Raw genomic sequence first — 15,277 nt, forward strand, 5'->3', positions numbered from 1 at the left:
TCAGCGTGCCCTTGTCAGGCGAGGCCGAGTTCCTGGTCGATGAAGGCGAGGACGTCGTCGGCGGAGGCCTCGTCGAGCGTGTCCCGCACTCCGGCCACCCCCGTTTCGCCGCTCTGGAGGGTGGTCAGTGTGTCGAGGAGGGTCTGCAGCCGTGAGGTGATGCGGCTGCTGCGGATCTCCTCGATGCCGAGCGCGCCGATCAGTTCCTCGAACCGGTCGACCTCCGCGAGGATCGGCGTCGCGGTGTCGTCGCTGTCGGGGAAGAGCCGGGTGTGCAGGTGCTCGGCGAGTGCCGTGGGGGTGGCGTAGTCGAAGATCAGCGTCGCGGGCAGGCGGGTGCCGGTGGCCGCGGTCAGGGCCTGGCGGAGTTCCACGGCGGCGACGGAGTCGAAGCCGAGGTCCTCGAAGGCGCGCTGCGGGTCGAGCTGGGAGGCCGCGTCGTAGCCGAGCAGGGTCGCGACGCGGGTGCGGACGAGGTCGAGCAGCGCCCGGCCGCGTTCGGCGGCGGAGAGCCCGGCGAGCCGGGTCATCAGGCTGTCCGCGCCGGAGGACGCGGAGTCCGGCTCGGCGGAGAGGATCTGCCGTACGTCGTCGAGGGCGTCGAGCAGGGGGCGGGGCCGGGCGAGCGTGTACGTGGGGGCGAAGCGGGACCAGTCGAACTCGGCGACGACGAGGTGGCTCTCGTCGTGCTCCAGGGCCTGCCTCAGTGCGCCGATGGCGAGTCGGGGGTCCATGGCGGGGGCGCCGATGCGTTCCATCACGGCGCTGAGTTCGGCGTCGACCATGCCGCCCTGCCAGGAGCTCCAGGCCACGGAGGTGGCGGTGAGTCCGCGGGCCCGGCGGCGGTGCGCGAGGGCGTCGAGGTGGGCGTTGGCGGCGGCGTAGGCGGCCTGCCCGGCGCTGCCCCAGACCGCGGCTCCGGAGGAGAAGAGCACGAAGGCGTCGAGGGGTTGGTCGCCGAGGAGGTCGTCGAGGTGCTGGGCGCCGGTGACCTTGGCGTGGCCGACGGCCGCGAACTCGTCCTCGGTCAGTTCGGTGAGCGGTGCCATCCGCTGCATGGCGCCGGCGGCGTGCACGACGGTGGTCAGGGGCAGTTCCGCGGGTACGGCGTCGAGGACCCGGGCCAGTGCGGCGCGGTCGGTGACGTCGCAGGCGGCGAGGGTCACCCCGGTCCCGTTCGCCTCCAGTTCGGCGGCGAGTTCGCGGGCGCCGGCGGCCGCGTCGCCGTGCCGGCTGAGGAGCAGCAGGTGCGGGACGCCGTCGTCGGCGAGCATACGGGCGACGTGGGCGCCGAGGCCGCCGGTGCCGCCGGTGATCAGCGCGGTGCCGTGGGACGGGCGGGCCCGGCTCGGGGCACGGTCGCCCAGGGGGGCCCGGACCAGGCGGCGGGCGAGGATGCCGTCGGCGCGCAGGGCCACCGCGTCCTCGCCGGTGGCGCCCGAGAGGACGTCGCAGAGGCGGTGGAGGTCGGCGGGGCCGGGCTCGGCGGGCAGGTCCACGGTGCCGCCCCAGGTGTCGGGGTGGTCGAGGGCGAGGCCGCCTCCGAGGCCCCAGAGCTGGCTCTGTTCGGGGGCGGTCAGCTCGGTGGAGCTGGAGGTGGCGACGGCCGACTGGGTGGCGCACCAGAGCCTGGGGGCGTCCGGGGTGCCGGCGAGGGCCTGCACGAGGGCGACGGTGGCCGTGAGTCCCCGGGTGAGGTGGGGGTGGGCGGGTTCGGGGCGGCCGTCGAGGGCGAGCAGGGACAGGACGCCGGCGGCGGGCTGTGCGGTGAGCCGGGCGGCGAGGTCGGCGCGGATCTGTCCGGGGAGCGCCTCGACGACGTGCGGGGAGGCGCCGCGTTCGATGAGGGCGGCCAGGATCGCGTTGACCATGGGGGTGTCGGCGTGTCCTTCGGCGACGGCGACGAGCCAGGGGGCGTCGAGCGCGGTGGCGGGGGCTGCCTGCGTGGTGGCGGGCTGCCAGACGACGCGGTAGCGGAGGCTGTCGAGGGCAGCGCTCTCCTGGTGGAGACGGCGCCAGCGGGCCATCGCGGGCAGGATCTCGCCGAGCGCGGTCTCGGTGACCGAGAGCCGGTCCGCGAGGGCGGCGACGTCCTGCCGGTCGACGGCCTCCCAGAACGCGGTTCCGGCGGGATCGGCGGCCCCGTCCGTGCCGGCCCGGTCCACGGGGCGCTCCAGCCAGTGGCTGCGGCGCTGGAAGGGGTAGGTGGGGAGGGTGACGCGGTGGGCGCCCCGGCCCGCGAAGAAGGCGTTCCAGTCGACGGCGGTGCCGTGCGCGTGGGCGTGGGCCACGGCGGTGACCAGGGTGCGTTCCTCGGCGCGGGCCCGGCGCAGGACGGGGACGCAGAGGGTGTCGTCGTCGGGCGCCAGGCAGTCGGCCGCCATGGGGGTGAGTGCCGCGTCCGGGCCGATCTCGATGAGGACCCGGACCCCCTCGGCGTGCAGGGTGCGGATGCCGTCGCGGAACCGGACGGCCTCACGGACGTGGCGGACCCAGTAGTCGGGCGAGGTCAGTTCGTCGGGTCCGGCGAGCCGTCCGGTCACGTTGGAGACGACGGGCAGCCGGGGTGCGTGATACGTCATCCGGGCGGCGACTTCCCGGAAGGCGTCGAGCATGGGCTCCATGAGGGGCGAGTGGAAGGCGTGCGAGACGCTCAGCCGCTTCGTCCGCCGCCCCAGCGCGGTGAAGTGCTCCGCGACGGCAAGCGTCTCCCTCTCCGTTCCCGACACCACCACGGCCGACGGTCCGTTGACCGCCGCCAGCGCCACACCCGCGCCTCCACCCGCCGCTCCCTCACCCTGGCTCAGCAGCGGAAGCACCTCGGCCTCCGACGCGGCCACCGCCACCATCGACCCACCAGCCGGCAGCGCCTGCATCAACCGGCCACGCGCAACCACGAGTTCGGCCGCATCCGCCGCCGACAGCACGCCCGAGACGTGCGCGGCCGTGATCTCGCCGACCGAGTGGCCGACCAGGAAGTCCGGACGTACGCCCCACGACTCCACCAGACGGAACAGAGCCGTCTCCACGGCGAACAGACCGGCCTGGGCGAACATCGTCCCGTTCAACAGATCGACATCCTCACCCCACACCACCTCACGCAACGAACACCCCAACCGGGCATCCAACTCCCCCACCACCGCGTCGAACGCCCCCGCGAACACCGGGAACGCCTCGTACAGCTCGCGGCCCATCCCCAACCGCTGCGCACCCTGACCCGTGAACAGGAAGGCCGTCAGGCCGTCGGCGACGGAGCCGGCCGACGTGACCGCGTCCGCGCATTCCCGGCCCGCCGCCAGATCGGACAGCGCGCGCACCGCCGCGTCACGGTCGGCGGACACCACCACCGCACGGTGGTCCAGGCCGGCACGCGTCGTGGCCAGCGAATAGCCGATATCCGCCAACGACTCGTCCGGGTGGGCCTCCACATGGGCCAGCAGACGGCCCGCCTGGTCGCGCAGGGCGTCGGGGGTCCCGGCGGAGAGCGGCAGGGGGAGCAGCGAGGACGTCACGGTGGGCGGGGCCGCCGCTTCGTCCTCCTCGGCCGCCGGTGCCTCTTCGATGATGACGTGGGCGTTGGTGCCGCTGAGCCCGAAGGCGGAGACGGCGGCGCGGCGGGGGTGTCCGTGGTCGGGCCAGGCGATGGCTTCGGTGAGCAGGGAGATGTTGCCGGTGGACCAGTCGGCCTTGGGGGTCGGAGCGTCCACGTGGAGGGTGCGGGGCAGGATGCCGTGGCGCATGGCCTGCACCATCTTGATGATTCCGCCGACACCGGCGGCCGCCTGGGCGTGCCCGATGTTCGACTTGATCGAGCCCAGGTACAGCGGGCGGTCGGCGGGGCGGTCCCGGCCGTACGTGGCGAGCAGGGCCTGCGCCTCGATCGGGTCGCCGAGGACGGTGCCGGTGCCGTGGGCCTCGACCGCGTCGACCTGGTCGGCGGTGAGCTGGGCGGCTGCGAGGGCCTGGTGGATGAGCCGTTGCTGTGCCGGGCCGTTGGGCGCGGTGAGGCCGTTGCTGGCCCCGTCGGAGTTGACCGCGCTGCCCCGGACCACGGCGAGCACTCGGTGTCCGTTGCGCCGGGCTTCGCTGAGCCGTTCGACGACGAGCATGCCGGCGCCCTCGCCCCAGCCGGTGCCGTCGGCGGCCGCCGCGAAGGACTTGCAGCGGCCGTCCGGGGCGAGGCCGCGTTCCTGGCTGAAGCCGACGAAGGAGGTGGGGGTGGCCATCACGGTGACGCCGCCGACCAGGGCGAGGTCGCACTCGCCGGTGCGCAGCGACTTGACCGCCCAGTCGAGGGCGACCAGGGAGGACGAGCAAGCCGTGTCGACGGTGACGGCCGGGCCCTGGAGTCCGAGGGTGTAGGAGATGCGTCCGGAGGCGACGCTGGCCAGGCCGCCGGTGCCGCCGTCGGTGGCGTAGTCGTGGTAGACGACGCCGGCGAACACGCCGGTGAGGGAGCCCTTCAGGGAGAGCGGGTCCACTCCGGCGTGTTCCAGCGCCTCCCATGACGTCTCCAGCAGCAGGCGCTGCTGGGGGTCGGTCTCGCGGGCGTCCTTGGGGCTCATCCTGAAGAAGTCGGCGTCGAACCGGTCGGCGTCGTGGAGGAAGCCGCCCTCGCGGGCGTACGTGTGTCCGGGGGTGGCGGGTTCGGGGTCGTACAGCCCGTCCACGTCCCAGCCGCGGTTGACGGGAAAGGTAGTGATGCCGTCGCGGCCCTCGGCGACGAGTTCCCACAGCTGGTCGGGGGAGGTCACGCCGCCCGGGTAGCGGCAGCTCATGCCGACGATCGCCATCGGCTCGTGCTCCTTGGCCTCGGCCTCCCGCAGCCGGCGCTTGACCTGCCGCAGGTCGGCCGTGGCCCGCTGGAGGTAGTCGCGGAGCTTGTCCTGGGTTGCCATCTGTTCCTCAACCAATCTCGGTGCGGGAGTCAGCCGTGCCGGGCGGAACCGGTGCCGTGACCGGCGGTGTGTGCGACGGGGCGAGAGCCCCTCGGTGGGCGTACTAGAGGAGTCCGATCTCCTGGTCCAGCACGTCGAACAGCTCGTCGTCGGTGACCGAGTCGAGTGCGTCGTCGTCCCTCTGCCCGGCGCGGCTGCTGTCGTCGCCGTGGGTGTCCTGCCAGTGACGCAGCAGTGCTTCCAGCCGGGAGGTGATGCGGGGACGGTCCCCGGCCTCGGGGTGTGCGGCGGTGAGGACCGCGTCGAGCTGGTCGACCATCCCCAACAGGGCCTTCGCTTCGTCCTGTTCGTCGGATCCGTCGCCGATCAGTCCGGTGAGGTGTGCCGCGACGGCCCGGGAGTCCGGGTGGTCGAAGACGAGGCTGGCGGGGAGGCTGAGGCCGGTGGCGCTGCCGAGCCGGCGGCGCAGTTCGACCGCGGCCAGGGAGTCGAAGCCGAGGTCCTGGAAGGCCCGGTCGGCGCCGACCGCCTCGGGGGTGGGGTGGCCGAGCAGGGTCGCGACGTGTGAGCGGACCAGTTCGAGCAGGATGCGGCCCCGTTCGTCCTCGCCCCGCCCGGCGAGGCGTCGGTGCAGGTCGGCGGCGGCGGAGAGGCCGGGGCCCGGACGGGTCGCGGGGCGGCCGGGGGCGCGGACCAGCGTGTCGAGTACGGGGGGCAGGTGGCCCGCCGGGGAGCGCAGGGCGCCCTGGTCGGGGTGGAGGGCGAGCAGGGAGGCGGTCCGGGTGCGCAGCGCCTCGTCGAGGAGCGCGGTGGTGCGCTCGGCGGTCAGCGGCAGGAGCCCGGTGCCGGAAACCTGTGCGTCGTGCTCGTCCGAGGGGTCGCCGGTGGCGTTCCCCGGGGCGAGTGCGACAGCCGTGGCGGGGAGGCCGAGGGTGTGCCGGTGCCGGGCGAGGGCGTCGAGGAAGGTGTGTGTGGCGGCCTGGTGTGCCGCCCCGGCCCCGTGGACGAGGCCGAGGGTCGAGGTGAGCAGGACGAAGGCCGACAGGTCGTGGCCGGCGGTGAGTTCGTGCAGGTTCCAGGCGGTGTCGGCGTGGTGGCGCAGCGCTTCGTCGAGGAGGTGCGGGGTGCGTTCACCGATCGGTGCGCTCTGCCCTGCGGCGCCCGTGTGGACGACCGCGGCGAGCGGCCGGCTGTCGGGGAGGCCCGCCAGGAGGGCGGCGAGCGCGTCGCGGTCGGCGGGGTCGCAGTCGCTGACGACGAGTTCGGCATCGGTGCCGTCCGTGAGGGCGTCCGTCTCCCCCGGTGCGGTGGCGCCACCGGCGACGATCACGCGGCCGGCGCTGTGTGCGGTGACGAGGTGGCGGACCAGTGCGGCGCCCGTCGCGGAGAGCCCGCCGGTGACGAGCACCGTGCCGCCGGGCGGCAGTGCGCTCGCGTCGCCGGCCGGCGGCGCCGGGACCAGCTTCGGGACGAGTACGGTTCCGCCCCGGACGGCGAGTTCGTCGGCGCCGGTGGCCAGCGCGTCCGGCAGCGCGGTCGCCGAGGCGTCCAGCCCGTCCACGTCGGCGAGGACGAACCGTCCGGGGTGCTCGCTCTGTGCCGCCCGGACGAGACCCCACACGGCCGCGTGCCGGACGTCCGGCGCCTCGTCCCCCGCCTCGACGGCGTGCCGGGTGACGACGGCCAGCCTGGTCGTCCCGGTGTCCGGCGCGTGGCGGAGGAACTCCCTCATGTGATGGAGGACTTCGGCGCTGTGGGCGCGTACGGCCTCCGGCACCTCGGCGCTGTCGACGGGCAGCGGAAGGGACAGGGACAGGGGCAGCAGGACGAAGTCGGGGGCGGGCCCGTCCCCGGGGTCGCGCGGGTCGAAGGCCGGGAAGGGGAGGCCGGTGCGCGGGTCGTCGAGGGGTCCGGCGGCGGCGAGCACGGCGGTCCTGGATCCGAGGTCGGCGATGTCGACGGGCGCGGGCGCCCACTCCAGCCGGTAGAGCGCGCCCACGGGTGCGCCGGTGGTCAGTTCGGCCTGGGTGACGGGCTTCCAGGTCACGTCGGTGGCCGTCAGCACGGGCCGCCCCTCGCCGTCCGCGATGTCGAACGACGCACGGTCCGGGCCGGTCGGCCGGACCCGTATCCGCAGTTCGGTGGCGCCGGTGCGGTACACCTGGACGCCCGTCCAGGTCGCGGGGCTCAGCGGCGCGTCGCCGGCCGGGTCCGTTCCGTCGGGCAGCGCCCCGAAGCGGGCCAGCTGGACGGCGGCGTCGAGCAGGGCCGGGTGCAGCGCACACTGCTCGCGGGCGGCGTTCTCGTCGAGTACGGCGTCCGCGAAGAGCTCGTCGCCGCGCCGCCAGGCGGCGTTGAGGGTGCGGAAGGCCTTGCCGTGACCGTGGCCGGCGGCGAACAGCCGGTCGTAGAGGGCGCCCGCGTCCACCGGGGCGGCCCCGGGCGGCGGCCAGGCGGCCGGGGCGGCGGTCGTTCCCGCGACCGGGTCGGCGGTGGGCTGCGCGAGGGTGCCCCGGGCGTGCCGGATCCAGGCCGCGTCGCCGTCCCCCGGCTCAGCGCCCTGGGCCCTGGAGTGGATGTCGACCGTGCGGCGGCCGTCGTCCGCGGGTGCTCCGACGGTGACCCGCAGTGCGGTGCCCGGACCGGCCGGCAGCGGCAGTTGCGCCGTCACGGTCAGCTCGTCCAGTCGGGGGCAGCCGGTCTCCGTTCCGGCGCTCAGGGCGAGGTCGGCGAAGGCGGCGGCGGGCAGGACGGGGGTCCCCAGCAGATCGTGGTCGTCGAGCCAGGGCAGTTCGGCACGGTTCAGCCGGCCGGTCAGGAGGGCGCCGCCGTCGGGGAGGGCCACGAACGCGCCGAGCAGCGGGTGCTCCGTCGCGCCGAGTCCTGCGGCGGTGAGGTCGCCGCCGGTGCGTTCGGGCAGGGCCCAGAACGGCTCACGGCGGAACGCGTACGTCGGCAGCTCGACGCGGCCCGCCCCGCTGCCGGCGAAGAACTCCGCCCAAGCGACCGGGACATGGCGGACGTGGGCGTGCGCGAGGGCCCCCACCAGTTCCGCCGCCTCGTCACGGTCGCGGCGGGAGAGGGGCAGGAACGCGGCGGCGCTCGTCCCCGGCAGACAGGCGGGGCCGAGGGCGGACAGCGCCGCGTCCGGGCCGATCTCCAGGTACGTGGTGACACCCGCCTCGTCCAGGGTGCGGACGGCGTCGGCGAACCGTACGGCTTCCCGTACGTGCCTGACCCAGTGGGCCGGGTCGGCGAGCTCGGCGGCCGTCACGACGCTTCCGGTCAGGGTGGAGACGAGCGGGACGGACGGTTCGGTCACCGTCATCCCGGCGGCCGTGCGGGCGAAGTCGGCCAGCATGGGTTCCATCAGCGGCGAGTGGAAGGCGTGCGACACCTTCAGCGGCTTGGCCGAGCGGCCGAGTGCGGCGAAGTGGTCCGTCACGGCCCGTACGGCGGCCGCGGTGCCCGAGACGACAACGGATTCGGGGCCGTTGACGGCGGCGACGGCGACCTCGCCGGTGAGGAGCGGTGCCACCTCTTTCTCGCTCGCCCGCAGCGCGGCCATCGCCCCGCCCTCCGGCAGCGCCTGCATCAGCAGGCCGCGCGCGGCGACCAGCCGGGCGGCGTCCGGGAGCGACAGGGCCCCGCAGACATGGGCGGCGACCAGTTCCCCGATGGAGTGACCGGCGAGGAAGTCCGGGTGGACGCCCCAGGACTCCAGCAGCCGGAACTGGGCCACCTCGAAGGCGAACAGGGCGGCCTGCGTGTAACCGGTGCGGTTCAGCGCGGCTTCGTCCTCGCGGATGACGGCGGCGAGCGGCCGGTCTAGGTGGCGGTCGAGCGCGGCGACGGCCTCGTCGAAGGCCTGCGCGAAGACGGGGTGGGTGCGGTGGAGCCGCTCGCCCATGCCGAGGCGCTGGGCGCCCTGGCCGGAGAAGAGGAAGGCGGTCGGTCCGCCGGCGGGGCGGCCGGTGTCCTCCGCGACCACGAGCGAGGCGGTGGAGCCGCCGTCCGCGAGCACGGCCAGGTCACGCAGGGCCTGGGCCCGGTCGGTGACCAGGAGCGCGGCGCGCTGTTCCAGGGATGTGCGGGTGGTGGCCAGGGAGTGGGCCACGTCGAGGGCACTCACGCCAGGCCGGGACTCCAGATGGGCGAGCAGCCGCCCGGCCTGGCGGGCCAGGCCCTCGGGTCCGCGGGCCGAAAGCAGCCACGGCACGGTGGCGGTGGTGGTGGTGCTTTCGGCGGCGCCGGGGGTGGCTTCGGAGCCGGTGCCCGCCGAGGCGACGGGGGTGGCCTCTGGTGCTTCGATGATGACGTGGGCGTTGGTACCGCTGATACCGAACGACGAGATTCCGGCGCGGCGCGGCCGGTCCAGTTCGGGCCACGGACGCGGCGCCGTCAGCAGGGTGACGTCACCCGTCTCCCAGTCGACCCGGGGCGAGGGCTCGTCCAGGTGGAGCGAGCTCGGCAGGACGCCGTGCCGCATCGCCTCGACCATCTTGATCACCCCGGCGATGCCGGCGGCGGCCTGGGCGTGCCCGATGTTCGACTTGATCGAGCCGAGGTACAGCGGCCGGCCCTCGGGCCGGTCCTGGCCGTAGGTGGCGAGCAGGGCCTGCGCCTCGATGGGGTCGCCCAGGGTGGTCCCGGTGCCGTGGGCCTCGACGGCGTCCACATCGGCGGTCGCGAGTCCCGCGTTCGCGAGGGCCTGCCGGATGACGCGCTGCTGGGACGGGCCGTTGGGGGCCATGAGCCCGTTGCTGGCACCGTCCTGGTTGACGGCGCTGCCGCGCAGGACGGCCAGGACCGGATGCCCGTTGCGGCGGGCGTCGGAGAGCCGCTCGATGACGAGCATGCCCGCGCCCTCGGACCAGGCGGCGCCGTCGGCTGCCGACGAGAAGGAGCGGCACCGGCCGTCGCGGGACAGCCCGCGCTGCCGGGCGAACTCGATGAACGTCTCAGGGGTCGACATGACGGTCACACCGCCGACCAGGGCCAGCCCGCATTCGCCCGACCGCACGGCCTGGGCCGCCAGGTGCAGTGCGACCAGGGACGACGAGCACGCGGTGTCGACGGCCATTGAGGGCCCTTCGAGACCGAAGGTGTACGAGACCCGGCCGGGGCCCAGCGATCCGGCGGCGCTGTTGCCCGCGTAGTCGTGGTACATCGTGCCGGTGAAGACGCCGGTCGTGGTGCCCTTGAGCGCCAGCGGATCGATCGTCGCCCGCTCCATCGCCTCCCACGCCACCTCCAGCAGCAGCCGGTGCTGCGGGTCGGTGGTCAGCGCGTCGTTCGGGCTGATCCCGAAGAAGCCGGGGTCGAAGTCGGCGGCGTCGTGCAGGAATCCACCGTGGCGTACGTAGCAGGTGCCGGGCCGGGTGGACTCCGGGTCGTAGAGCCGGTCCAGGTCCCAGCCCCGGTTGCCGGGGAACTCGGTGATGGCGTCGACACCCTCGTCGACGAGCCGCCACAGGTCCTCGGGCGAGCGCACCCCGCCGGGATAGCGGCAGGCCATGGAGACGATGACCACGGGGTCGCCGTCGGCGGACGCCACTGCGGCGTCGGTGGCGGTGGCTGCGACGCTGCTGTCGCCGGCGAGCAAGGTGTCCAGATGCCCGGCGACCGCGCGGGCGTTGGGGTGGTCGAAGACCAGGGTGGCGGGCAGCCGCAGCGCGGTCTCGGAGGCCAGCCGGTTGCGCAGTTCCATCGCGGTCAGGGAGTCGAACCCGATCTCGGTGAAGGCCCGGTCGGGTTCCACGTCGGCCGCCGACCCGTGACCGAGTACGGAGGCCACCTGGGCCCGTACGAGGTCGAGCAGGGCCCGCGACCGCTCCTTCGGCGATAGGGCAGCGAGGCCGGACCGGGGCGGCTGGACGGGTGCGCCGGAGGCCGCGCGTGCCTTTCGGCGTACCAGGCCGGACAGGATCGGCGCAGGCGGCTCGGCCGCGCGCAGGGTCCTGAGGTCGAGCCGGACCGGGACGAGCAGTGCCTCGTCCGACTGCCCGGCCTCGTCCAGCAGGGCCAGGGCGTGGACCGGGGCGAGGGGTTCCACGCCGGAGCGGCTCATACGCCGCAGATCGGTGGCGTCCAGCGCACTCGCCATGCCGTCGCCGTCGGCCCACAGACCCCACGCGAGTGACTGCCCGGACAGGCCGAGTCCCTGCCGCAGGGTGGCGAGGGCGTCCAGGAAGGCGTTGCCGGCCGCGTAGTTGGCCTGCCCCGGGTTGCCGAGGACGCCCGCGACGGACGAGAAGAGGACGAACGCGGACAGGTCCAGATCGGCGGTCAGTTCGTGCAGGTTCCACGCCGCGTCGATCTTCGGCCTCAGTACGCGGGCCAGCCGGTCGGTGGTGAGCGAGCCGAGGGTGGCGTCGTCCAGGACCCCCGCACAGTGGACGACCGCTGTCGGCGGGTGCGCGCTCAGCAGGGCCTGGACGGCCTCCCGGTCGCCGAGGTCGCACGCGGCGACGGTGACCTCCGCGCCGAGGCCCGCCAGCTCGGAGCGCAGTTCGGCGGCTCCCGGCGCGTCGGGCCCGCGGCGGCCGGTGAGCACCAGACGCCGGACGCCGTGCGCGGTGACGAGGTGACGTGCGACGAGGGCGCCGAGGGTGCCCGTACCGCCGGTGACCAGCACGGTCGTGTCGTCGCCGAACGGGGAGCGCGCCGGGGCATCGGCCGGGAGGGGGCTCTCCACGCGGACCAGCCGGGGCGCCCAGATGCCGCTTTCCCGGACCGCGACCTCGGATTCGCCGGAGGCGGCGACCGCGGCAACGTCCATAGGCGCGTCGGTGTCGGTGTCGGTGAGCAGGATTCGCCCGGGGTTCTCCGTCTGCGCGGACCGCACCAGACCGGCGACGGCCGCCGCCGCCGGGTGCGTGAGCGTCTCGCCCGGCAGCGCGACCGCGCCGCGGGTGACCACGAGCAGCCTGCCGGCCGCGAACCGCTCGTCCGTCAGCCACTCCTGTACGACTCCGAGGGCGCGGGCAGTCAGTTCGTGGGCCCCGGACACCACGTCACCGACGGGCGGCGGGCATTCCCAGACGAGGACGGCGGCCTCGGGCACCTCGGGCAGGGAGCCGTTGTTCCGGTCGTCCCAGTTCACGGCAACGGCCACGGGTGCGACGGGGGCGGGTGCCTGCGTCAGCGGCGTCCATCGCACGGAGTACAGGGAACCGCGCTGCGTCGTCCCCGCCGTCGCCGCGACGGCCACCGGCCGGGTGACGAGGGCGCCCACGGAGAACACGGGGCGCCCGTCCGTGTCCGCGCCGTCCACGGTGATGCTGTCGGGTCCTGACGGTGCGATCCTCACCCGGAGCCGGGCCGCACCCGTGGCGTGGATGCGAACGCCGCTCCACGCGAAGGGAAGCCGCGCCGTTCCCTCGTCGCCGGGCGTCGCGTCGGCCCCGTCGAGGAGCGAGGCGTGCAGCGCGGCGTCGAGCAGGGCGGGGTGCAGGCCGTACTGCGCGGCGTCGGAGGCCGCCACCTCCGGCAGGGCCACCTCGGCGAAGATCTCGCCGTCGCGCCGCCAGGCCGCGTCGAGGCCCTGGAACGCGGGCCCGTAGTCGTAGCCCTGCCCGGCCAACTCGGCGTACACGTCGCCCAGTTCCACCGGGGACGCGCCCTCCGGGGGCCAGCTGGTGGCGTCGAGGACGGGGGTCGGCGCGTCCGGGAGCAGTACACCGTCGGCGTGCAGGGTCCACGGTGCGTCGCCCGCTTCGTCGTCCTCGTCCCGCGCGTGCACGGTGACGGTCCTGGCGCCGGTGCCGTCGTCGGCCCCTACCCGGACCCGGACCTGGACGCCGCCGCGGGGCGGGAGCATCAGGGGTGCCTGGAGGGTCAGCTCGTCGAGCACGTCGCAGCCGACCTGCGCGCCGGCGCAGAGCGCCAGTTCGACCAGGCCCGCACCGGGGAACAGTACGGACGTGCCCATGCGGTGGTCGGCAAGCCACGGCTGGCTGTCGAGAGAGAGCCGGCCCGTCAGTACGGGCCCGTCCGTGCCGGGAAGAGTGACGGCCGCGCCGAGGAGTGGGTGATCGGTCGTGGCCAGGCCGAACGAGCCGGGGTCGTTGCCGCCGAGTTCCGCTTCCATCCAGTACCGCTCGCGCTGGAAGGCGTACGTCGGCAGATCGACACGACGCGCACCCGAACCCTCGAAGAACCGAGCCCAGTCCACCGAGACACCCGCCACATGCAACTGACCCAGCGCCGCGACGGTCGTGGCCACCTCGGGACGACCCTTACGCACGAGGGGGGCGAAGACAGCTGCCTCCGCGTCAACCGACTGCTGCGCCATCCCGCTCAGCACACCATCCGGACCCACCTCCACGAACGACGTGACACCACGCGCAGCGACGAACGACACCGCGTCCGCGAACCGCACCGCCTCCCGCACATGCCGCACCCAGTACGCGGCCGAACCCCAGCCCTCCGCCAGATCCCCCGACACACCCGACACCACCGGAATCGACGCGGCACCGAACGACAGCCCGGCCACCACCGCCCCGAACTCCGCCAACATCGGCTCCATCAACGGCGAATGGAACGCATGCGACACCCGCAACACACTCGTCCGACGCCCCTGACCGGCGAACTTCCCCGCCAGATCAGCAACCGCACCCTCCACCCCCGAAACCACCACAGAACGCGGACCATTGACCGCCGCGATCCCGACCTCGTCACTGAGCAGCGGAAGCACCTCGGCCTCCGTCGCCTCCACCGCCACCATCGACCCACCAGCCGGCAACGCCTGCATCAACCGACCACGCGCCACGACGAGTTCAGCCGCGTCACCCAGCGACAGGGCACCCGAGACGTGCGCAGCCGCGATCTCACCCACCGAATGACCCACCAGGAAGTCCGGACGCACCCCCCACGACTCCACCAGCCGGAACAACGCCGTCTCCACCGCGAACAGGCCGGCCTGGGCGAACATCGTCCCGTTCAACAGACCGACGTCCTCACCCCACACCACCTCACGCAACGAGCGACCCAGGCGGGCGTCGAGCTCGACCAGCACCGCGTCGAACGCCTCCGCGAACACCGGGAACGCCTCATACAGCTCCCGGCCCATCCCCAACCGCTGCGCACCCTGACCCGTGAACAGGAACGCCGTAGCACCAGCCGGACGCACCGACCCCCGCACCACCGAAGCCGACACCTCGCCCTCAGCCAGCGCCGTCAGACCCCGCACCAGCTCCTCACGGTCCGACGCCGCCACCACCGCGCGATGCTCAAGCACCGCACGCGACACCACCGACGAAAAACCCACATCCAACAAGGAAGCGGAAGCGTCCATACGCTCCAGCAGCTTCCCCGCCTGCCCCGACAGCCCCGCCTCACTCCGCGCCGACAACACCACCGGCACCACCGGCACCTCAACCGCAGAAACCGCGGCAGCGACCTCCACCACCGGAGCCTGCTCCACGATCACATGTGCGTTCGTCCCACTCAGCCCGAACGACGACACCCCAGCACGCCTCGGACGATCCCGCTCCGGCCACGCTCGCGACTCCGTCAACAACTCCACCGCCCCCGCCGCCCAATCCACCTGCGGCGTCGGCACATCCACATGCAACGTCCTCGGCAACACACCATGCCGAATCGCCTGCACCGCCTTGATCACACCACCCACACCCGCGGCTGCCTGGGTGTGGCCCAGGTTCGACTTCAACGAGCCGAGCCACAACGGATCACCCTCGACCCGCCCCTGCCCATATGTCGCGAGCAGCGCCTGCGCCTCGATCGGGTCTCCCAGCCGGGTCCCGGTGCCGTGTGCCTCCACCAGGTCCACGTCCGCGGTGGTCAGTCCCGCGCCTTCCAGCGCGGCGCGGATCACCCGTTGCTGTGACGGACCGTTCGGAGCCGTCATGCTGCTGGAGGCGCCGTCCTGGTTGATGGCGCTTCCCCGGACCACGGCCAGTACGGGGTGTCCGTTGCGCTGGGCGTCCGAGAGGCGTTCCAGCATGAGGACGCCGACACCCTCCGAGCAGCCCGTGCCGTCCGCGTCGGCGGCGAAGGACTTGCAGCGCCCGTCCTTCGCCAGGCCCCGCTGGTGGCTGAAGTAGAGGAACATGTCCGGCGTCGTCATCACCGTCACGCCACCGACCAGCGCCATCGAGCACTCGTCGGACCGCAGGGCCTGGGCGCCCAGGTGCAGGGCCACCAGTGACGACGAGCACGCGGTGTCCACCGTGACCGACGGTCCTTCGAGGCCGAGGGTGTAGGAGACGCGGCCCGAGACCAGGCTGCCGCCGGTCGTCGCGGCGGCCTCGGTGCCCAGTGCGTAGTCGTGGTACATCAGGCCGGCGAAGACGCCGGTGCGGCTGCCCTTCAGGGAGAGGGGATCGATCCCCGCACTCTCCACCGCCTCCCAGGAC

The 15,277-nt window shown here is 74.0% G+C and carries 2 protein-coding genes; both read right to left on the minus strand.

Going from position 1 to position 15,277, the window contains the following annotated elements; all coding sequences use genetic code 11:
* Positions 1-14 precede the first annotated feature (14 nt).
* Complete coding sequence (locus tag AB0I52_RS30905) at positions 15-4,898, minus strand: type I polyketide synthase (RefSeq protein ID WP_363078194.1); 4,884 nt, start codon at positions 4,896-4,898, stop codon at positions 15-17.
* Positions 4,899-5,001: 103 nt separating this feature from the next.
* Positions 5,002-15,277, minus strand: a 10,276-nt coding sequence (locus tag AB0I52_RS30910) for an SDR family NAD(P)-dependent oxidoreductase (protein ID WP_363078196.1), incomplete at its 5' end; no start/stop codon positions are given.

It is taken from the genome of Streptomyces sp. NPDC050423 (genome assembly GCF_040655445.1).
Classification (GTDB): Bacteria; Actinomycetota; Actinomycetes; order Streptomycetales; family Streptomycetaceae; genus Streptomyces.